Genomic DNA, 20,238 nt, shown 5'->3' with positions numbered 1-20,238 from the left:
ATACTGGGATTGAACCAGTGACCTCTTCCGTGTCAGGGAAGCGCTCTCCCGCTGAGCTAATCGTCCTTGGAGGTGGAGACGGGATTTGAACCCGTGTAGACGGCTTTGCAGGCCGTTGCCTCGCCTCTCGGCCACTCCACCAGGAGTGTAAGGGGCCCGGGAGGACCCCAGTTCCTGCGAGCGGACGACGAGGCTCGAACTCGCGACCTCAACCTTGGCAAGGTTGCGCTCTACCAACTGAGCTACGTCCGCCTGTCGGTTCGGTCCGCTTGCGCGTCCCGGCGACGTGTTGAACTCTAGCGGATTCCGGGGCCAGTACAAAAACGCGTTTGTGCAGCGTGCTGCGGTGCCTGCGCTCGCGGGCCTGGTCAGGGCACCCGGAAGGACACGTTCGGGTCACCTCGGGGTCACCGTCCTAGACTCGGTCACGTGCTCGACCTCCCTCCCCTCGCCCGCTTCGGTGACCGTCTCGCCACCGGCCTCCTCGACGTCACGAGCGATCCCGCCGCCCTCGAATCCGAGGGCTTCTGGGCCGTCTGCGCTGACTTTGAGGGCCGCCTGACCTGCGCACGCTTCGCGGACGTCCGGACACGGCCGGTACCGGCTCCGGTACCCGGGCGGTGGCGGGGGCCGGCCGTGAACGACTGGACGTCCTCCCTCGACCGCGCCGCGTACACGACAGCCGTACGGCGCATACGCGAGCACATCGCCGCCGGCGTTGTCTACCAGGCCAACCTCTGCCGGGTGCTCTCGGCGCCCGTCCGCCCCGGCGCCGACGTGGACGCCCTCACCGCCCTGCTGGCCCGCGGCAACCCGGCGCCGTACGCCGGAACGATCCGGCTGCCCGGCCACGGCGTCGAGACCGCCACCGCCTCGCCCGAGCTGTTCCTGCGGCGGGACGGCCGGACCGTCGAGTCCGGACCGATCAAGGGAACCGGGCGGACCGAGGCCGACCTGCTGCAGAAGGACTACGCCGAGAACGTGATGATCGTGGACCTCGTCCGCAACGACCTCGGACGGGTCTGCGCCGCGGGCAGTGTGACCGTGCCCGACCTGTGCGCCGTGGAGAAGCACCCGGGCCTCGTGCACCTGGTCTCGACTGTCCGGGGCGAACTGCGCCCGGACACCGGATGGCCGGAACTGCTCGCGGCGGCCTTCCCGCCCGGGTCCGTCACGGGCGCCCCCAAGTCCAGCGCCCTGCGGATCATCGACACCCTGGAGACCGCGCCCCGGGGCCCGTACTGCGGTGGCATCGGCTGGGTCGACGCCGACCGGGGCACCGGCGAGCTCGCCGTCGGCATCCGCACCTTCTGGATCGACCGGGCCGCGGGGCTGCTGCGCTTCGGCACCGGCGCCGGCATCACCTGGGGGTCCGACCCGGAAGGGGAGTGGCGGGAGACCGAACTGAAGGCGTCCCGGCTCCTCGCGGTAGCGTCGGGGACGTACGAGGTGAGTGGAGAGGGAAAACAGGCGTGAAGATCTGGCTCGACGGCGGGCTGCAGGACATCGAGTCCGCCCGCGTCTCCGTCCTCGACCACGGGCTGACCGTGGGCGACGGCATCTTCGAGACGGTGAAGGCGGTGGACGGCAGGCCGTTCGCCCTGACCCGGCACCTCGACCGGCTGACCCGCTCGGCACGCGGCCTCGGCCTGCCCGCCCCCGACCTCGACGAGGTCCGCCGCGCCTGCGCCGCCGTCCTGGACGCCAACCCCATGCCGCTGGGCCGGCTGCGCATCACGTACACCGGCGGCCACGGCCCGCTCGGCTCCGACCGCGGCGAGCACGGCACGACCCTCGTCGTCGCCCTCGGCGAGACGGGCCGGCGCCCCGACTCCACGGCCGTGATCACGGTGCCGTGGACCCGCAACGAGCGCGGCGCGCTCACCGGACTGAAGACCACCTCCTACGCCGAGAACGTCGTCGCCCTGGCCCGCGCCCGAGAACGGGGCGCCACCGAGGCGCTGTTCGGCAACACCGTGGGACAGCTGTGCGAGGGCACCGGGTCGAACGTCTTCGTCGTCCTCGACGGCGAGATCCACACCCCGCCGGTCACCTCCGGCTGCCTCGCCGGAATCACCCGCGCCCTGGCCGTCGAGTGGACCGGCGCCCGAGAAGCCGACCTCCCGATGGACGTCCTGAAGCGCGCCGACGAGGTCTTCCTGACCTCCACGCTCCGGGACGTGCAGGCCGTGCACCGCGTCGACGACCGCGGACTGCCCGGCGCGCCCGGACCGGTGACCGCCAAGGCCATGCGGATCTTCGAGGAGCGGTCCGGGGACGACCTGGACCCGTAAGCGCGCCGAAGATCCGCGAAGGCCTCGTGAACGAGGCTGACTCGCCGCCCCTGGCCGGGTAGAACACCCGTGATGACCACCACCCTGCGGCCGACCGAGCCGCTCCAGCGCGTCGCCGACGGGACGCGTTCGCGCCACTACCAGGTGTGCGTGAACAGCCGGCCCGTCGGCGCGATACACCTCGGCACCTCGCAAGCCTTCGGCGACTCGGTGGCCGTAATTCACCGACTGCACATCGACGAACCGGACCGCCGGCGCGGCCGGGGCACGGTGGCGGCCCTCGCGGCCGAGGAGGTCGCGCGGGGCTGGGGCTGCCGGCGGATCGAGACCAGCCTGGCCGCCGAGGCGGAGGCGGGCCTGCGGCTCACGGAGGCGCTCGGCTACGTCCTGCGCAACCGAGTCATGGCCAAGCAGCTCGGCGACACCGCGCCCGCCCTGCCCGAGGGAAGCCGCGCGCGGCCGATGACGGCGGGCGAGTACGCCACCTGGCAGGCACACGAGTCCGAGCAGTACGTCCGTACCTGGACCGAGCGGGGGGTTCCCGAGGCGGAGGCGCGCGCGAAGGCGCGCAGAGATCACGAACTGCTGCTCCCACAGGGGCGCGACACCGAGAACATGCTGTTCAGCGTGCTGGAGCACGAGGGCGAACAGGTCGGCGTCCTGTGGCTGGCGCTGCGCGAGGACCGTGCCTTCGTCTTCGACGTCGAGGTCGACGCGGCGCACCGGGGCCGGGGGCACGGCCGCACGCTCATGCTGCTCGCCGAGGCGCAGGCCGTCGCCGCGGGCCGGCGACTGATCGGCCTCAACGTCTTCGCGGGCAACACCGCGGCCGAACGGCTCTACGAGTCGCTCGGTTACGCGACCACGCGCTGCTACTACAGCAAAACGCTGCTGTAGGCGTACGGCGAACCGCTGACCTCGGCGTACGGCGAACCGCTGCCTCCCGGGGGGCGGGCCGCTGTCTTCGGGGCGGACCGGCCGCGTCGGCCGGTTCCATGACCGCCCTCGGTCGGTCAGACCTGCCGCTCGGCCAGCAGTCGGTCCGCGATCCGCTCGACGCGCTCGCGCAGCCCTTCCTGGCTCTTGCCGCCGTCGAGGCGCTCGCCGCCGATCACGTACGTGGGGGTGCCGGTCACGCCGATCGCCTTGCCCTCGGCCTGGTCGGCGTCGACGATCAGGATGTGCCGGCCGTCGATCAGGGCGGTGTCGAACTCCTCGGCGTCCAGTCCCAGTTCACGGGCGATCTCGACCAGGAAGGGCTCCCCCTTGCGGTCCAGCTCCGCGACCCGGCTCAGCACGGCCTCGGCGTACGGCCACCCCTGCCCCTGGGCCACGGCCTCCTCGGCGGCCTGCGCGGCGGCGAAGGCGTGCTTGTGCTTCTCCAGCGGGAAATGCCGAAGCCGCAGCTCCAGGCGGTCGCCGTAGCGGGCGCGCAGGGCGCGGAGGTCGTCCAGGGAGGTATAGCAGTCCGGGCACTGGAGCTCGCACCAGACGTCGAGGACGGGTGCGGTGGGACGGGCGGGGGAGGAGTCGCTCATGGCGCCATTCTCCCAGCCCAGGGGGCGGCGTCCCAACCACGTCGTACGGCGGCCACCGGCACCTGGGGAGGAGCCGACCCGGAGATCTCCCTGATCTCGGGTCGCGGCATGGCCCGAGGGCGTCCGGACGGTGCAGGATGGAAGGGACGAAGTACTCATGCCCGACCGACCTGCCCTGGAGGACCGGATGATTGCCGAGACCGTCTGCTCCGCGGTGTCCGCGGCCGGCCTGGGCATCGCGGCGGTCACCGCGTACCGCAGGCGCTTCCTGACCGCGGCCCGCATCGCCGCCTACTCGCTGATCCCCGTCGGCCTGGTGATGACCGGGGTCGTCGAGTGGCTCGCGGACACGGCCTTCAGTCCCGTGGCCTGGGCCGGCTTCGGCGTGCTGGGCGTGTCCTGGGTGCTGTTCATGACCACCCGTGCCGTGGAGCGCCGCCGCGGCGGCACCCGCAAGGAGCGCAAGGAGGCCCGGGCCGCGGCACAGCGCGACGCGGTGGCTCCGGCGTCCTCGGAGCCCTCCCTCGGTCCCGGTTCCCGCCCGGCCGCCCGGCCCGCGTCCCGTGCGGCCAAGCCGTCCGGCGGCGAGGACGACTTCAGCGACATCGAGGCCATCCTCAAGAAGCACGGCATATGACCGCCGGTGCCCGTGTCCACGTCGGGACCTGAAACGACACAGCGGTCCCAGGCCGTCGAAGCATGCTCCGTAATGATCAAGAAGCGAACGGACATTGCGGAATTCGGCGAACTCCCGGTCCTTGCGAGCGTGTTGATCGCGTGAGTCCTGGTCACTGCGTCATCATCACGGCGAGATGCCGGACACCACTCAGCTGGATACCCAGCTGGACACGAGACAGAGCGAAACCACGCGGGTGCAGGACGAACCGCGCGGCTGCCTCTTCGCCCTTTCCCAGCCACCGCTCATGATCTTCCTTGCGGTGATCGGGTGTCTGCTGCTCATGGCTTCGTTGCACGACCTGCTGTTGCTGTGAGCCGTACCCGCGCTCCCCGGCGTCACCCGCCGGGGGCCGCGTCGCAACGACGCTTGCCCGGGGAACGTCGCAGGCGGTCCTCAGCCGGCCGCCTCCTTGCGACGTGCGCGGTACGCGGCCACGTGCAAGCGGTTTCCGCACGTGCGGCTGTCGCAGTAACGCCGTGAGCGGTTGCGGGAAAGGTCGACGAAGGCGCGCCGGCAGTCGGGCGCCTCGCACCGCCGCAGTCGTTCCTGCTCCCCGGCGACCACGAAGAAGGCCAGAGCCATCCCGCAGTCGGCGGCGAGGTGGTCGGCGACCGAGGCGCCGGGCGCGAAGTAGTGGATGTGCCAGTCGTAGCCGTCGTGGTCGGTGAGCCGTGGCGTGGTGCCGGCGGCGGCGACCAGGTCGTTGATGAGACCGGCGGCGGCACGCGCGTCGGGGGCGGCGAAGACGGCGGCGAACCGGCCGCGGATCTTGCGCACTGCCGAGAGGTCGAGTTCCGAGAGCACGCCGATGTCGCTGATCTCGTGCGTTCCCACGAATTCCTGGAGGGCGACGACGTCCGGCAGTCCGTCCGGCGCCGATTCGTCCTCCGGCACGGTGTTCACCAGATCCACCACGGTGTCGAGGGCACACCGGGTGTCGTGGGTGATCAGCACATCTCGCTCCCTGGCCTGGGGTCGGGCGGGCGCCCGCCGATGCTGGCCGATGGTAGTGGCTTCCAGGGCGGGCGGACCGGCTCCGGAAGCCGCCCCCGCCGCCGGATGTCCGTAGAACGCCGGCTGTCCGGCTTCCGTTCCCGACGCGGGCGGCAGCGGTTCGACAACGGGTGACAGCGGGCGAGTGGGCGGCGGTGAAGCGGCGGGCGCCCTGCACGCACCGGCGCCGCCCCGCGGAGGACCGCGGCGACGACGCCGGTGTGTGCCGTTATGCGGTTGTCCGGGCCCGTGCCGTCACCCCGAGTCGACGGCGACGGGCGGCTTCACGGAGCGTCGCCCTAGCTTTCCGCCAGGATGTGCGAGAGCTCCTGATCGAGATCGAAGTGCCGGTGTTCCGTGCCGGGCGGCACGGCGGCGTCTGTGCGCTTCAGGAAGGACTCCAGAGCCCGCGCCGGGGCCTCGAGCAGCGCCTCGCCCTCCGGGGAGCTCAGGGCGATACACACGACCCCCTGGCCATGACTGCGGGACGGCCAGACACGGACGTCGCCGGTGCCGGTGGGGCGGTGGAGGCCTTCGGCGAGGAGGTCACGGGCGAACACCCACTCGACGGTCTCCTCGGCTCCGGTGTGGAAGGTGGCGTGCACGGCGTAGGGGTCGGCCGTGTCGTACCGCAGGCCTGCGGGGACAGGCAGGGAGGACTCGCTCGACACAACGAGGCGCAGGTGCAGCTCGCAGCTGACCGTGGTGTTCATAAGCGCCAGGGCCTTTCGCTCAGTGTGCGCTCGGGGATTCGCACGTCGGCGAAATCGACATGCCACCTACGGTGCCGTTGTAAACCCCTCTGAGTGTTTTGGGTGTGTTTAGGTAACTCATCCGGCCGAGTGGTCGTTCGGGTCATGCGCCCATTCCGGTGACAGGTTTCGCTCCGGTAGTGTTTGGCCGTATGAACACGGGGAGTAACAAGTCCGGCGAGGCGGCCGTGGCGGAAGACCGTACGGGGACGGACGACGAGGCGGCGCCCGTGCAGGCGCTCGGCTCGCGTGCACCGGATTTCATCAGGGCGCGCCGCGCCCTGCACCTGAGCTGGCAGGTCGGCGTCTTCGTCGTCGGCCTGGCGGTCGTCGCGGCCGGCGCCGCCATGCTGGTGCTGCCCGGGCCCGGCTGGGTCGTGATCTTCGGCGGCATGGCGATCTGGGCGACCGAGTTCGTCTGGGCCCAGCTCGTCCTGCGCTGGACCAAGCGCAAGGTCACCGAGGCGGCCCAGCGGGCCCTCGATCCCAAGGTGCGGCGGCGGAACATCATCCTGACCTCGGTCGGTCTGGTGATCGTGGCCGCGGTGGCCGGGGTCTACCTGTGGAAGTTCGGCCTCCAGTTGCCCTGGAAGATCGAGGACCAGTGATCCGCGGCGGGGGTGCGGTGGCCCGGCCCCCGCTGGTCACGGGCGCCCCCTGACATGGGGTAATGTACTTCCTGCGTCCGGGCGATTAGCTCAGTGGGAGAGCGCTTCGTTCACACCGAAGAGGCCACTGGTTCGAACCCAGTATCGCCCACCGGATCATCAGGCGGCCCGGCTCACGATCGTGAGCCGGGCCGCCTTCGTGTGCGGCTGCCTCCGGCGGCCAGGCATTCCGCTTCCGCCCGCCTTCACTCAACCGTAACCTTCCGCGCCGCCCGCTCCGGCGGGCTCTCCCGCGTTCGGCCCGTCGGTCGCGCCGCGTCGACCTGGGTGTTCTCCTCTGCTGCCGGCCCGTGGGCTCGCTCCGGACGCCACCGCCGTCGCGGGCCGGTGCCCGGCAATTCCTGTCCGAATCATTGACGCGCCCCCGGGCCCTCCGTACCTTGTGCCAGCAAGCGCTTACTTGAAACGATTCATGAGGCGGACGCAACGTCGCGGGGAGGCTCATATGCAGCAGGGCAGGAATGTGGAGAGGCGGACGATCCTCAAAGCGGCGGGGGCCTCGCTGGCCGTCGCGGGGCTGGGGGCGACGGCCACCGCGTGCGGCGGCGGCAGCGGATCCGGGGACGGAACCGTGACGATCCGTTACTCGTGGTGGGGTGCCGAGGACCGGGCGGAACGCATCAACAAGACCATCGCGCTCTTCGAGAAGAAGTACCCGAAGATCAAGGTCAAGACCGACTTCCAGCCGTACACCGACTTCTGGAAGAAGTTCAACACCCAGGCATCCGGCGGGAATCCGCCGGACGTCTTCCAGAATGCCATCGGATTCCTCCGGAAATACGACGCCAAGAATGTCCTGCTCGACCTGAGCGAGCAGGTGAAGGCGGGCAATCTCTCCATGGACGGCTTCCGCGCGGGCCTGGAGAAGTTCGGCGAGATCGACGGAAAGCTCCTCGGCGTGCCCGTCGGTTCGAACTCGATGGCACTCGTCATCGACAAGCCCGTCTACACCCGGGCCGGCGTCAAGCCCGAACAGGGCTGGACCTGGGACGACTTCGACGACGCGATGACGAGGATCCGGGACAGGACGGGCCGGGCCGGCGACAGCGGCATGTACGGCGTCATGTACCTCTACGACCTGTACCTGCGTCAGAACGGCAAGGCATTCTTCACCGAGGACGGACTCGGGTTCTCCGAGGCCGATCTGACCGCGTGGTGGACGAAGGCGGAGAAGGGCGTGAAGTCCGGCCTGTTCGCCGATCCGAAGAAGGTCGCCCAGATCAAGCCCAAGTCGGCGCTCTCCGCCGAGCTCGCCGGCAGTGAGTTCACCTGGGACAACTTCACCGTCCGCTACACCTCCGAGGGCAAGAGCGAGTACGGTCTCGCGCCCATCCCGACCACGGACGGCAAGAGGACCGGCCAGTACCTCGGTTCGCTGATGCTGAGTGGCTACAAGCGCACCCAGCACCCCAAGGAAGTCGCCCAGTTCATCGACTTCATGGTGCACGACCCCGAGGTCGCCAAGATCATGGGTTACGACCGCGGCGTGCCGACGACGCAGGCCCAGTACGACGCGTACCGGCCCACCGACCCGGTCAACAAGGCGATCGCCGCCTACGAGCAGTCCCTCGTCGACGCGGGCGTCCTGGAGACCATCACCCCGCACCCGAACGGCGCCGACATCTGCGAAACCGCCTTCCTGCGCATCGCCGAGGAGATGGCCTTGGGTGAACGGTCCGTCGACGACGCCGTCAAGCAGTTCTTCACCGAGTCGAAGACGGCTCTCGCCGGCTGATGGGAAGCGCCGTGACACACGCCCCTGCGACGGAGGACCTGGCCAAGGGCTCCGAGCCGCGGCACGGTCCGGTGAAGTCCCCGCGCCCCGCCGAGCTGAAGCGGCGGGGCCGCCGGGAGAACCTGGCCGGCTACCTCTTCATGTCCCCCTGGATCGCCGGTTTCCTGCTGCTGACAGCGGGACCGATGGTCGCCTCGCTCTACTTCGCGTTCACCGACTACAACCTTTTCGACGCGCCGAAGTGGATCGGCCTGGACAACTTCTCCGAGATGTTCGGCGACCCGCGCTGGCGCCACTCGGTCCAGGTCACCCTCTGGTACGTCGTCGTCGGCACGCCGATCAAGCTGCTGGCCGCGCTCGGTGTGGCCCTGCTGCTGGCGCAGAAGCGGCGTGGGCAGGCCTTCTACCGGGCCGCCTTCTACGCCCCGTCGCTGATCGGCGCGAGCGTGTCCGTCGCCATCGTGTGGAAGGCGATTTTCTCGGACGACGCGGTCGTCGACCGTACGCAGCAGTTCTTCGGGATCGACGCCGGCGGCTGGACCGGCGACCCGGACCTGATCATCTACAGCCTGGTGGCGCTGACCGTCTGGCAGTTCGGTGCCCCGATGGTCATCTTCCTGGCCGGCCTCAAGCAGGTACCGCGCGAGCTGTACGAGGCGGCCGACGTGGACGGGGCGAGCAAGCTGCGGCAGTTCTGGAACATCACGCTGCCGATGATCTCACCGGTCCTCTTCTTCAACGTCCTGCTGGAGACCATCCACTCCTTCCAGATCTTCAGTTCCGCCTACATCGTCGGCGGCGGCGCCGGAGGCAACTCCTGCGGCCCGGCCGACGGGACCATGGTCTACACCTGTTATCTGTACGTGCAGGGCTTCGAGAACAGCCGCATGGGTCTGGCCTCCGCCATGGCGTGGATGCTGCTGGTCGCGGTCGCCCTGGTCACCGCGGTGCTGTTCTGGTCGCAGAAGCGCTGGGTGCACTACGAGGAGGGCGGCCGATGAGCGCACAGGCCACCGACATCACGCCGGCCCCGCCCGCGAAGGGGGCCCTGCGGCGCAGGCTGCCGGGCTCGCTCGCCTGGCACATCGGGTCGCTGGCGATCCTGGCGGTCATCCTCTACCCGGTGATCTGGGTCATCGGCGGCTCGTTCAAGGAGAGCGGGGACATCGTCGGCAGCCTGGACCTGTTCCCGGCCGACCCGATCGTCTCGAACTACACGGGCCTCGCCGACGGCATCGCCGACATCTCGATCTCCACCTTCTTCGTCAACTCGCTCTTCCTCGCGGTGGGTTCGGTGATCGGGATCGTGGTGTCCTGCTCGCTGACCGCGTACGCCTTCGCGAAGATCCGGTTCGCCGGCCGCAACCTGCTCTTCACGCTGATGATCGGCACCCTCCTGCTGCCGTATCACGTGCTGCTGATCCCGCAGTACGTGCTCTTCCGCAACATGGACATGATCAACACGTACACCCCGCTGCTGCTGGGGAAGTACCTGGCCACGGAGGCGTTCTTCGTCTTCCTGATGGTGCAGTTCATGCGGAACCTGCCCAGGGAACTCGACGAGGCCGCGCGCCTCGACGGCTGCGGGCACTTCCGCATCTACTGGTCGATCGTGCTGCCGCTGTGCCGCCCGGCGCTGATCACCAGCGCGATCTTCACGTTCATCAACTCCTGGAACGACTTCATGGGTCCGCTGATCTACCTCAACGAGCCCGGCAAGTACACCGTCTCCCTCGGACTGAAGATGTTCGTGGACCAGGAAGGGCTGGCCAACTACGGCGGCATGATCGCCATGTCGCTCGTCGCCCTGCTGCCCGTCCTCGCCTTCTTCCTGGCCTTCCAGCGCTATCTGATCGACGGCATGGCGACGTCGGGGCTGAAGGGCTGAGGTGAACCGATCATGACCGAGGTGCGTGCGAAGGCCCGTGCGGAGCGGGCGGGGGAGCGGGGCGAGTCGCGGTTCGCCGAGGGGTTCGCGCTGTTCGCCGAGTGCCTGCTCACCGGCGTGTGGATCGCGGTGGCCTCGCTGCCGCTGGTCACCTACCCCGCGGCGTTCGCGGCCGGGGCACGGCACCTCGGGCGCCGGCTGGCCCATGAGCGCGGCGGCTGGCGCGAGTTCACCGCCGACTTCCGGTCGGCGGTGCGCCGCGGGTGGCTCGTCGGAGTCGCCGGGTGGGCCGCCCTGGCCGCGGTGTGGGTGGACGTGCAGGCCGTACGGAGCGGGCTGCCGGGCGGCCCGTTCGTAGGGGCCGTCGGGGTGCTGGGCCTGATCGGTGCCGCCGTGGCCGGGCTGCGAGCGGCCGCGACCTGGCGGCCGGGCGACTCCTGGCGGTCGCTGCTCGCGCGGGCCGGCCGCCGCACCGTGCTGGACCCGGCCGGTTCCTTCCTGATCGTCGGCGGGCTGGCCGTGGTGGTCTGCTCCGCCTGGTTCAGCGCACCGCTGGCGGTCGCCGTCCTGGGCGCCGTCGCGGCGGCGGCCGCCGCCGTGGAGGAGCGCTACCGGCGCCGCTGACGGCGGCGCCCCCGCACTCGGGCCGGGGCCAGGGGTCCGGCCCGACGGCAGGGCGCGCCCCCGGGACCCCGCCCGCCACCAAGGCCGGCGCCCCGGCGCCGTGGCTCTATCTGTCATGCCCTTGACACTCCCTGCACGCACGGAACGGAAAGGAAAGGCCATGTCCCCCATCCCCCGCAGGTCCCTCCTCAAGGCGGCCGCAGTCGCCGGAGCCGCCGCCCAGTTCAGCTGGGCCCTCGGCGCGAAGCCCGCCCAGGCCGCCCCCACCGCCGAGGCGGCCGACGACAGTCCCGTGACCCTGACCTGGCTGGAGGACGGCGGCCTCGGCGCCGCGCCCGGCTCCACCGTCGGTGTCCCCTGGCCCAGGGGCACCTACCAGGAGGACCAGTCCTTCGCCGTCACGGACGCGGACGGCAAGTCCGTACCCACCCAGTCCTGGCCCCTCGCCTACTGGCCGGACGGCTCCCTGAAGTGGACGGCGCACGCCGTCGGCTCCGGCAACGGGGAACTCACCCTCACCGCCGGCACCCCCGCCGCCCCTGCCGAGAAGGTCACCGTCGACCGGCGGGGCGGCACCATCGACGTATCGACCGGCGTCATCACCGCCAGAATCGGCACGTCCGGATCGACGCTGATCAAGTCGGTCACCAGAGGCGCCACCGAGATCGCCAAGAACGGCCGCCTCGTCCTGCTGCGCCAGCCCGAGATCGGAGACGGCGACCAGGGCGCGGTGAAATACGAGCGCTTCGACGGCGCCGTCGACGAGGTGAAGGTCGAACAGGAGGGCCCGGTCCGCGCCGTCGTCCGCATCGACGGCAAGCACCGCAAGGGCCGACGCGGCTGGCTGCCCTTCTCCATCCGCCTCTACTTCTACGCGGGCGCCGAGTCCTTCCGCATGGTGCACACCATCACCTTCGACGGGAAGCAGGAGCCCGGAAAGGCGAGCGGCGACTTCATCCGGGGCCTGGGCGTCCGCTTCACCGTCCCGATGCGCGACGAGTCCTACGACCGCCACATCCGCATCGGCGGTGAGGGCACCGGCCTGCTCCGCGAGGCCGTCAAGGGCATCACCGGGCTGCGCCGCGACCCCGGCGCGGCCGTACAGGCGGCGCAGTTCGCGGGGGAGAAGCTGCCCGACCCGTCCACCTGGGACCAGCGCGTCACCACCCGCCTGCAGTACATCCCGGAGTGGGGCGACTACACCCTCTCCCAGCTCTCCGCCGACGGCTTCACCCTGCGCAAGCGCACCAAGAAGGGCCACGGCTGGATCGGCGCCGGCGGCGGACGCCGCGCCTCCGGCTTCGGCTACGTCGGCGGCGTGAGCGGCGGCCTCTCCTTCGGCCTGCGCGACTTCTGGGAGAAGTACCCCGCCCAGCTCGACATCCGCGACGCCCAGACCGACGAGGCCGAGGTCACCCTCTGGCTCTGGTCGCCCGAGGCCCAGCCCATGGACCTGCGCTTCTACCACGACGGCATGGGGCAGGACACCTTCCCCGAGCAGATCGAGGGCCTCAACATCACCTACGAGGACTACGAGCCCGGCTTCGGCACCCCCTACGGCATCGCCCGCACCTCCGAGCTGCTCTTCTGGGCCAACGCCGCCACCCCGAGCGCGGAGAAGCTCGCCGAACAGGTCGAGGCCGTACGCGTTCTGCCCCAGCTGGCCGCCCCGCCGAAGCAGCTCATCAAGGCCAAGGTCTTCGGCCCCGGCCTCTACTCCGAACCCGACCGCTCCACACCCGCCAAGGCGAGGATCGAGGACCACCTCGACTTCCTCTTCACCTACTACAAGGACCAGGTCGAGCAGCGCCGCTGGTACGGCTTCTGGGACTACGGCGACATCATGCACACCTACGACGCCGCCCGGCACCAGTGGCGCTACGACATCGGCGGCTACGCCTGGGACAACTCCGAACTGTCCCCGGACCTCTGGCTCTGGTACGCCTACCTGCGCTCCGGCCGCGCCGACGTCTTCCGCTTCGCCGAGGCCATGACCCGGCACACCGGCGAGGTCGACGTCTACCACCTCGGCGAATGGGCCGGCCTCGGCACCCGCCACGGCGTCCAGCACTACGCCGACAGCGCCAAGCAGCAGCGTATCGCCAACACCACCTACCGGCGCTTCTACTACTTCCTCACCGCCGACGAACGCGTCGGCGACCTCATGCACGCCAACGTCGACTCCGACGAGACCTTCCTCGCCCTCGACCCGCTCCGCAAGATCCGCACCGAGCCGTACACCCCCGACCGCAACGCCCTGTCGGTCGGCTTCGGCACCGACTGGAGCGGCCTGGTCTCGGCGTGGCTGACCGAGTGGGAACGCAAGGGCCCCAAGTGGGAGAAGGCCAAGGCGCGCGTCCTGTCCACGATGGAGACCATCGCCGCCCAGCCCAACGGCTTCGTCCAGGGCAGCGGCCTGTACGACCTGGACACCGGCCGGTTCGCGATCGCCGAGACCCCGAAGGTCGAGGTCTCCCACCTGTCGGCCGTCTTCGGCCTGAACGAACTGTGCGCCGAACTCATCGACCTCGTCGACATGCCGGAGTTCAACGAGGCCTACTACGACTACTGCCGCTACTTCAACGCCTCCAAGACGGAACAGGCGGCCCGTTACGGCAGCAACTTCGGCAGCCTCATCCTCTTCCAGGGCCACTCGCGCCTCGACGCCTACGCCGCCGTACAGACCGGGGACGACAAGCTCGCCGCGCGTGCCTGGCAGAAGTTCTACGGATCCGACGGCTACAAGGAGTCGGCGCCCTGGAAGACGGAGAAGCTGAGCGGCCCCGCCGCCCTCGTGCCCGGCAGTGAGGCGACCTGGGTGTCCACCAACGACACCGCCCTCTACGGCCTCGCCGCCATCGAGAACCTGGCACTTCTGGGCGACCGGATGCCGTAGTCGGCCCCCGCGGGGAGCGGGTGCGGGCACACTCCACGGGTGGACTGGAACCATTACCGATTCCTCAGCCTGTGGACCCTGCCCGCGCCCGCCCCGGCGGTCTACCGGGAACTGGAGCGGATCGAGGACTACCCCCGCTGGTGGTCCCAGGTGCGCGAGGCCGCCCGGCTCGACGACACCAGCGCCGTGCTCCGCTTCCGCTCACTCCTCCCGTACGACCTGACCGCGACCCTGCGCGAGGGCCGGCGTGACCCGGCGGCGGGAGTGCTGGAGGTCGCGATGAGCGGCGACCTGGAGGGCTGGGCGCGCTGGACGGTCACCGCACACGGCCCCGGCACCACCCTCGCCCGCTACGACCAGGAGGTCGTCCTACGCAAGCCGCTGCTGCGGGGGCTGGCCGTGCCGGGGCGCCCTCTCTTCCGGGCCAACCACCGGCTCATGATGCGGGCGGGGCGTCGCGGACTGGCCGCGCGCCTGCAAGCGGTTTGATGGAAGCGCGCCGGGACCTGTATTGTTCAGTGCGTTCCCGGGCGATTAGCTCAGCGGGAGAGCGCTTCGTTCACACCGAAGAGGTCACTGGTTCGAACCCAGTATCGCCCACGTTCGCGAGAGCGACGTGTGTCCGCAGGCAACGCGGACCGCGTCGCTCTCGTCGTGTCTGCACGGCTTCGCCGCGCGCAGTGGGCGCTCCGCCATCCACCCCCGTCCCGGCGTTGCCGCGGGCCGGTAAGGGAATTGTCACGCGGCCGCCGGCAGGTCCGGTCGCAGCGGCCAGGCCGGGTCCACCGCCTCCTCCGTCCCGTTGAGCGCGAACCACGCCTGCAACCCCCGCGCCTGCCCCGCGTGCCACACCGCCTGCAGCGTGTGCAGCTCCGCGGCGGACAGACGCTCCAGCCGGGACGGGAAGCGGCGCCCCACCGCCCGTACGACTTCCAGCGCGGCCAGCGCGTCCGCCGCCGCCTCGTGCGCGCCGGTCAACTCCACGCCGTAGTGCGCGCACAGGTCGGTGAGGGTGCGGCGCCCCTTGCGGTAGCGGTCGAGGTGCTTGTCGAGCACGCGCGGGTCCAGCACGTGAAGCGACGTCCGCTCCAGCCAGCGGCCCAGCGACGAGGCGCGGTGCCGGCGCAACTCCCGGTCCAGCAGCGTCAGATCGAACGGCGCGTTCATCACCACGAGCGGGCGTCCCGCGCGGGCCTGCTCGGACAGCGCCTCGGCTATCTCCCACATCACCGGCGCCGGCCACCGGCCGTGCCGCTGCAGATGCTCCTCGGTCAACCCGTGCACCGCCGTCGCCGCCTCCGGCACCGGCACACCCGGGTTCACCAGCCACCGGGTGACCCGCGGGCGCAGGCCCGGGGCGTCCTGGACGACGAGCGCCGCCGACACGATCCGGTCGGTCTCGACGTCCACACCCGTCGTCTCCGTGTCGAAGGCGGCCAGCGGCCCCTCGAACCAGCACGTCATAGGGCACTCAACTCCTCGTCCAGGAACGGCGGCTGACGCGCCGTCTTCTGTCCCGGTTCGGTGATACCCGGGCTGTTTGCGCCGTACGCCGGAAGGACACAACAGGAGTGAGGGTCTGCGCAGTTCACGGGCCCGCAGCGGGGATACACCAGTTCTGGAAGGCTGTTGGTCATGGCCATAGCGCAGCCCGAACGGGGCGGGCTGCTGCCCGAGCGCACCGCGCCCACTCGCGGCTCCCTCGCCACCACCGCCTGCATGGAGACCTTGCAGGTCGGCTACCTCCACGCGGTCGCGGCGGCGGCGGGCTGCTCGCTCTCGCAGCCGTTCCCGGACAACGGCATCGACTGGCACGTCAGCCACAGCGCCCCCGGGCACACCGTCGACGACGAGGTCACCATCAAGGTGCAGCTCAAGGCGACGTACCAGATACCGCCGAGCCCGCCGGGCCGCTTCTTCTCCTTCACCCTCGACAACGACCACCTGGCGAAACTCGCCCGCACCCCGGTCTCGGTGCACAAGATCCTCGTCGTGATGATCGTCCCCCGGTCCCGGGACCAGTGGCTGCGCGCCGGCCACGACCGGCTCGACCTCAGGCACTGCTGCTACTGGACCAACCTCGCCGGCCACCCGGTCACCGGCCGGCGGCGCACCACCGTGCGGATACCGACCGCGCGGATCTTCGACGACCGGGCGCTGTGCGAGATCATGACGCGGGTCGGGACGGGAGGGAAACCATGACGCACCGCCCGGCCGGAGAACCCCTGCGCGCCGTGCGGCCCCACCTCGTCGACGGAGCGGCCTGGGGCGACGGCCACCCGCCCGAGTCCGGCACGGTCGACCCGGCCGTGCTGACCGCCTTGCTCCACCGGCACGGCTGGCGTCGGCGCGGAGGCGCGCCGGCCCGCTACGGCCGCTGGACCCCGCCCGGCCCGGGCGCGGGCGCCACCAGCCTGCTGGTGCCGGTCAGCCGCGCCTTCCCCGACAGCGACGACCTGCTCGCCGAAGCCCTGCTCGCCCTGTCCCGCAGCGGCACGCCCGCCGCCCGCGAGATCCTGGTCTCCCTCGCCGTACCCAGCGACGAGATCCGCTGGGGGCGCGACGTACCCGCCGGACCCGGCGACGCCGCGTCCTGGGCCGCCGAGGAACAGCTGCGCTCCGCCGCCCGACGGATGCTCCTCGCCGGCGCGCTCGCCACGCGCGCGCGTGCGGGCTACCACGGAGCCCGCCACCGGCGCTCCGCCGCCGAGGCCCTGGAGAACGTCCTGGTCGGCGCGGCCCCCGGCGGCCGCCGACTCACGGCGTTCGTGCCCGTCACCACCGGCCGCCCCCTCGCCGTACGCCTCCACCACGCGCTGTACGCCGCCCGCGAGGCCGTCGACTACCGGCGGGCCACCGGCGGCTTGGAGGCCTTCGACACGGCCGTGGCGGCAGGCGTCAGCCACGAACTCGCCGACGCACTCGTCGCCCTGGTCCGCGGCACCCAGGGCGCCCGCGTCGGCATCGACTGGGCGCCGGCCGCCGGCGTCCCCGAGGGCTGCGCCGATCTCGCCGAACCCGTCGAGTTCTCGCCCGGCGACCTGCCCGCCCTGCGTGAGGCAGCCGCCCGCTACCTGCGCGCCGAGCCCTCCGTGCCGGTGCGGCTCACCGGCACCGTCGTCCGCATGCGCCGGCCCGGGCCGCGCGGCGCGGGCACCGTACGGCTGCGGGTGCTGGCCGGAGCCGACGTGCCGCACGTGCGGATGACGCTGGACGAGGAGGCCTACCGGATCGCCGGGCACGCCCACCTCCTCGGGCTGCCCGTGCGGGTACTGGGCCGGCTGGAGAGCCGGGGCGGCTTCCGCCGGCTCACCGGGGCCTGCGAGCTGGCCCCCGTGCCGGTCGACGACGCGGAGCGGGACCGGCTGCTGAAGGCGGTCCAGGAGCACGTGGAGGTGGCGGCCTTCTTCGAGGAGACCTGCGGAGGAGACGGCGAGGACGACGGCGACCGCGGGGACTGATTTCGCGGTGGGCGGTCCCCGGTCGGTACGATCGCCCTCATGCGTGCGCTCCGGTATGGCGCCGCAGCCCCACTTCAGTCAGGAGAGACCGGTGTCAGACGTCCGTGTGATCATCCAACGCGATTCGGAGCAGGAAGAACGCGTGGTGACGACGGGCACTACGGCCGCCGAGCTCTTCGCCGGCCAGCGCTCGATCATCGCGGCGCGCGTGGCCGGTGAGCTCAAGGACCTCGCCTACGAGGTCAAGGACGGCGAGACCGTCGAGGGCGTCGAGATCTCCTCCGAGGACGGCCTGGACATCCTGCGCCACTCCACCGCGCACGTCATGGCGCAGGCCGTGCAGGAGCTGTTCCCCGAGGCCAAGCTGGGCATCGGCCCGCCCATCAAGGACGGCTTCTACTACGACTTCGACGTCGAGAAGCCCTTCCATCCCGATGACCTCAAGGCCATCGAGAAGAAGATGCAGGAGATCCAGAAGCGCGGCCAGCGCTTCTCCCGCCGCGTCGTCACCGACGAGGCCGCCCGCGACGAGCTGGCCGGTGAGCCGTACAAGCTGGAGCTGATCGGCCTCAAGGGTGCCGCCGGACAGGCCGCCGACGGTGCCGACGCCGAGGTCGGCGCCGGTGAGCTGACCATTTACGACAACCTCGACGCCAAGACCGGCGAGCTGTGCTGGAAGGACCTCTGCCGAGGCCCCCACCTGCCGACCACCCGCGTCATCCCCGCCTTCAAGCTGATGCGGTCGGCCGCCGCCTACTGGCGCGGCAGCGAGAAGAACCCGCAGCTCCAGCGCATCTACGGCACCGCCTGGCCGTCCAAGGACGAGCTGAAGGCGCACCTGGACTTCCTCGCCGAGGCCGAGAAGCGCGACCACCGCAAGCTCGGCGCCGAGCTCGACCTGTTCTCCTTCCCCGACGAGCTGGGCCCTGGCCTCGCGGTCTTCCACCCCAAGGGCGGCGTGATCCGCAAGGTCATGGAGGACTACTCGCGCCGCCGGCACGAGGTCTCCGGCTACGAGTTCGTGAACACCCCGCACATCTCGAAGGAGCACCTCTTCGAGATCTCCGGGCACCTGCCGCACTACGCGGAGGGCATGTTCCCGCCCATCCAGTTCGACGAGCAGAACTACCGCCTCAAGGCGATGAACTGCCCGATGCACAACCTGATCTTCAAGTCGCGGGGCCGCTCCTACCGTGAGCTGCCGCTGCGCCTGTTCGAGTTCGGGACGGTGTACCGGTACGAGAAGTCGGGCGTCGTGCACGGGCTGACCCGCTCGCGCGGCTTCACCCAGGATGACTCGCACATCTACTGCACCAAGGAGCAGATGCCGCAGGAGCTGGACACGCTTCTGACCTTCGTGCTCGACCTGCTGCGCGACTACGGCCTGACCGAGTTCGAACTGGAGCTGTCCACCCGCGACGACTCCGACAAGTTCATCGGCTCGGACGAGGACTGGGAGGAGGCCACGGAGGCGCTCCGCCTGGCCGCCGAGAAGCAGAACCTGCCCCTGGTCCCTGACCCGGGCGGCGCCGCCTACTACGGCCCGAAGATCTCCGTGCAGGCCAAGGACGCCATCGGCCGGTCCTGGCAGATGTCGACCATCCAGGTCGACTTCAACCAGCCCAAGCGGTTCGGGCTGGAGTACACCGCGGCGGACGGCTCGCACCAGCAGCCGGTCATGATCCACCGGGCGCTGTTCGGCTCCATCGAGCGCTTCTTCGGTGTGCTGCTGGAGCACTACGCGGGTGCCTTCCCGGCGTGGCTCGCGCCCGTCCAGGCGCTCGGCATCCCGATCGGCGACGCGCACGTGCCGTACCTGCGGGAGTTCGCCGAGAAGGCCAGGGCGGCCGGTCTGCGCGTCGAGGTCGACTCCTCCTCCGACCGCATGCAGAAGAAGATCCGCAACGCCCAGAAGCAGAAGGTGCCCTTCATGGTCATCGCGGGCGACGAGGACATGGCGAACGGCGCGGTCTCCTTCCGCTACCGCGACGGTTCCCAGGAGAACGGCATCCCCGTCGACGAGGCCATCGCGAAGATCGCGAAGGTCGTCGAGGAGCGGGCGCAGGTCTGACCGGCCACCGCGGAGGGCCCCCGGGAGTTCCCGGGGGCCTTTCCCTGTCACCGCACGCGACGCCATATGCTGCACGCATGACGAGTGAGCCGGAGCAGCAGATCGGAGTCGGGACGCAGGACGCGTTCCAGCGCCTGTGGACGCCCCACCGGATGGCCTACATCCAGGGCGAGAACAAGCCGAGCGGCCCCGGCGCCGCCGACGGCTGTCCCTTCTGCTCGATCCCGGCCAAGTCCGACGAGGACGGGCTGGTCGTCCGGCGCGGCGAGCACGTGTACGCGGTGCTCAACCTGTACCCGTACAACGGCGGCCACCTGATGACCGTGCCGTACCGCCACGTCGCCGACTACACCGAACTGACCGAGGTGGAGACGGCGGAGCTCGCCGAGCTGACCAAGCAGGCGATGACGGCGCTGCGCACCGCGTCCGGCGCGCACGGCTTCAACATCGGCATGAACCAGGGCGCGGTGGCCGGCGCGGGCATCGCCGCCCACCTCCACCAGCACATCGTGCCCCGCTGGGGCGGCGACACGAACTTCATGCCGGTCGTCGGCCACACGAAGGTGCTGCCGCAGCTGTTGGGGGACACCCGCAAGATGCTGGCGGAGGCGTGGCCCTCCCCCTAGGTTCTGTCCGGCC

20 protein-coding genes and 4 tRNA genes are annotated in these 20,238 nt (G+C 70.7%); 18 read left to right on the top strand and 6 right to left on the bottom strand.

Features of this window, described 5'->3' with window-relative positions; genetic code table 11:
* Positions 1-67 precede the first annotated feature (67 nt).
* Positions 68-141 (bottom strand) — tRNA-Cys (locus IE142_RS25905).
* Positions 142-179: 38 nt separating this feature from the next.
* A tRNA-Gly gene (locus tag IE142_RS25900) sits at positions 180-252 on the bottom strand.
* 177 nt (positions 253-429) lie between these two features.
* Between IE142_RS25900 and IE142_RS25895 the strand changes: the two genes are divergently transcribed.
* The 3 genes from IE142_RS25895 (at position 430) to IE142_RS25885 (ending at position 3,191) form a co-directional block, all read left to right on the top strand.
* Entirely contained in the window at positions 430-1,476 is a 1,047-nt protein-coding gene (locus IE142_RS25895) for a chorismate-binding protein (RefSeq protein ID WP_191887973.1), read from the top strand.
* A complete protein-coding gene (locus tag IE142_RS25890; RefSeq protein ID WP_191887972.1) occupies positions 1,473-2,294 on the top strand; it encodes an aminotransferase class IV in 822 nt (273 codons plus the stop codon). The genes IE142_RS25895 and IE142_RS25890 overlap by 4 nt, the downstream gene beginning before the upstream one ends.
* A 72-nt stretch (positions 2,295-2,366) precedes the next feature.
* A complete protein-coding gene (locus tag IE142_RS25885; protein WP_191887971.1) occupies positions 2,367-3,191 on the top strand; it encodes a GNAT family N-acetyltransferase in 825 nt (274 codons plus the stop codon).
* Between the two features lie 116 nt (positions 3,192-3,307).
* Here the strand turns inward: IE142_RS25885 and IE142_RS25880 are convergent, their stop codons facing one another.
* Positions 3,308-3,832 (bottom strand): DsbA family protein, encoded by a 525-nt coding sequence (locus IE142_RS25880; RefSeq protein ID WP_191887970.1) that lies wholly within the window; start codon positions 3,830-3,832, stop codon positions 3,308-3,310.
* 187 nt (positions 3,833-4,019) lie between these two features.
* Here IE142_RS25880 and IE142_RS25875 point away from each other — a divergent pair, with 187 nt between their 5' ends.
* Positions 4,020-4,469 carry a hypothetical protein gene (locus IE142_RS25875; protein WP_191887980.1) on the top strand — a complete coding sequence of 150 codons (450 nt, stop codon included), beginning with the start codon at positions 4,020-4,022 and terminating at the stop codon, positions 4,467-4,469.
* 175 nt (positions 4,470-4,644) lie between these two features.
* Positions 4,645-4,824, top strand: coding sequence for a hypothetical protein (locus IE142_RS25870; RefSeq protein WP_043375030.1), 180 nt, complete (start codon positions 4,645-4,647; stop codon positions 4,822-4,824).
* Between the two features lie 80 nt (positions 4,825-4,904).
* Here the strand turns inward: IE142_RS25870 and IE142_RS25865 are convergent, their stop codons facing one another.
* On the bottom strand, positions 4,905-5,465 hold the full coding sequence (locus IE142_RS25865) for a CGNR zinc finger domain-containing protein (RefSeq protein ID WP_043375031.1): 561 nt from the start codon (positions 5,463-5,465) through the stop codon (positions 4,905-4,907).
* Between the two features lie 338 nt (positions 5,466-5,803).
* The gene (locus IE142_RS25860) at positions 5,804-6,217 is read right to left on the bottom strand and encodes an SsgA family sporulation/cell division regulator (protein ID WP_004002642.1); all 414 of its coding nucleotides are present in this window, start codon (positions 6,215-6,217) and stop codon (positions 5,804-5,806) included.
* Between the two features lie 191 nt (positions 6,218-6,408).
* Here IE142_RS25860 and IE142_RS25855 point away from each other — a divergent pair, with 191 nt between their 5' ends.
* The 9 genes from IE142_RS25855 to IE142_RS25815 all read left to right on the top strand — a co-directional run bounded on the left by IE142_RS25855 (position 6,409) and on the right by IE142_RS25815 (position 14,667).
* The gene (locus IE142_RS25855) at positions 6,409-6,864 is read left to right on the top strand and encodes a TIGR02611 family protein (protein WP_191887969.1); all 456 of its coding nucleotides are present in this window, start codon (positions 6,409-6,411) and stop codon (positions 6,862-6,864) included.
* A 79-nt stretch (positions 6,865-6,943) separates the two neighbouring features.
* Positions 6,944-7,015, top strand: a tRNA-Val gene (locus tag IE142_RS25850).
* A 354-nt stretch (positions 7,016-7,369) separates the two neighbouring features.
* A complete protein-coding gene (locus IE142_RS25845; protein ID WP_043375039.1) occupies positions 7,370-8,659 on the top strand; it encodes an ABC transporter substrate-binding protein in 1,290 nt (429 codons plus the stop codon).
* The gene (locus IE142_RS25840) at positions 8,659-9,660 is read left to right on the top strand and encodes a carbohydrate ABC transporter permease (RefSeq protein WP_191887968.1); all 1,002 of its coding nucleotides are present in this window, start codon (positions 8,659-8,661) and stop codon (positions 9,658-9,660) included. The genes IE142_RS25845 and IE142_RS25840 overlap by 1 nt, the downstream gene beginning before the upstream one ends.
* Positions 9,657-10,547: a carbohydrate ABC transporter permease gene (locus IE142_RS25835; RefSeq protein WP_191887967.1), complete on the top strand. Its 891-nt coding sequence runs from the start codon at positions 9,657-9,659 to the stop codon at positions 10,545-10,547. Before IE142_RS25840 ends, IE142_RS25835 begins: the two co-directional genes overlap by 4 nt.
* Positions 10,548-10,559: 12 nt before the next feature.
* Complete coding sequence (locus IE142_RS25830; protein ID WP_191887966.1) at positions 10,560-11,171, top strand: hypothetical protein; 612 nt, start codon at positions 10,560-10,562, stop codon at positions 11,169-11,171.
* Positions 11,172-11,331: 160 nt separating this feature from the next.
* Positions 11,332-14,067 (top strand): exo-rhamnogalacturonan lyase family protein, encoded by a 2,736-nt coding sequence (locus tag IE142_RS25825; protein WP_191887965.1) that lies wholly within the window; start codon positions 11,332-11,334, stop codon positions 14,065-14,067.
* Between the two features lie 39 nt (positions 14,068-14,106).
* Positions 14,107-14,556 carry an SRPBCC family protein gene (locus IE142_RS25820; RefSeq protein ID WP_191887964.1) on the top strand — a complete coding sequence of 150 codons (450 nt, stop codon included), beginning with the start codon at positions 14,107-14,109 and terminating at the stop codon, positions 14,554-14,556.
* A gap of 39 nt (positions 14,557-14,595) precedes the next feature.
* Positions 14,596-14,667: transfer RNA gene (locus IE142_RS25815), tRNA-Val, on the top strand.
* A gap of 138 nt (positions 14,668-14,805) precedes the next feature.
* On the opposite strand, the gene IE142_RS25810 is transcribed toward IE142_RS25815, so the two are convergent.
* Positions 14,806-15,531: a 3'-5' exonuclease gene (locus tag IE142_RS25810; protein ID WP_191887963.1), complete on the bottom strand. Its 726-nt coding sequence runs from the start codon at positions 15,529-15,531 to the stop codon at positions 14,806-14,808.
* 171 nt (positions 15,532-15,702) lie between these two features.
* On the opposite strand from IE142_RS25810, the gene IE142_RS25805 reads away from it, so the two are divergent.
* The 4 genes from IE142_RS25805 to IE142_RS25790 all read left to right on the top strand — a co-directional run bounded on the left by IE142_RS25805 (position 15,703) and on the right by IE142_RS25790 (position 20,225).
* A complete protein-coding gene (locus tag IE142_RS25805; protein ID WP_073730840.1) occupies positions 15,703-16,269 on the top strand; it encodes a DUF4365 domain-containing protein in 567 nt (188 codons plus the stop codon).
* Positions 16,266-17,528: a hypothetical protein gene (locus IE142_RS25800; RefSeq protein ID WP_191887962.1), complete on the top strand. Its 1,263-nt coding sequence runs from the start codon at positions 16,266-16,268 to the stop codon at positions 17,526-17,528. The genes IE142_RS25805 and IE142_RS25800 overlap by 4 nt, the downstream gene beginning before the upstream one ends.
* 91 nt (positions 17,529-17,619) lie before the next feature.
* Positions 17,620-19,599, top strand: a complete 1,980-nt coding sequence (thrS, locus tag IE142_RS25795) for a threonine--tRNA ligase (RefSeq protein ID WP_191887961.1) — start codon at positions 17,620-17,622, stop codon at positions 19,597-19,599.
* 77 nt (positions 19,600-19,676) lie between these two features.
* On the top strand, positions 19,677-20,225 hold the full coding sequence (locus tag IE142_RS25790) for an HIT family protein (RefSeq protein ID WP_191887960.1): 549 nt from the start codon (positions 19,677-19,679) through the stop codon (positions 20,223-20,225).
* The last annotated feature ends 13 nt before the right edge of the window (positions 20,226-20,238 follow it).

The sequence above is a fragment of the Streptomyces mutabilis genome (assembly GCF_014649815.1).
Taxonomy (GTDB): Bacteria; Actinomycetota; Actinomycetes; order Streptomycetales; family Streptomycetaceae; genus Streptomyces; species Streptomyces mutabilis.
This window is presented reverse-complemented; position numbering and strand designations above follow the sequence as displayed.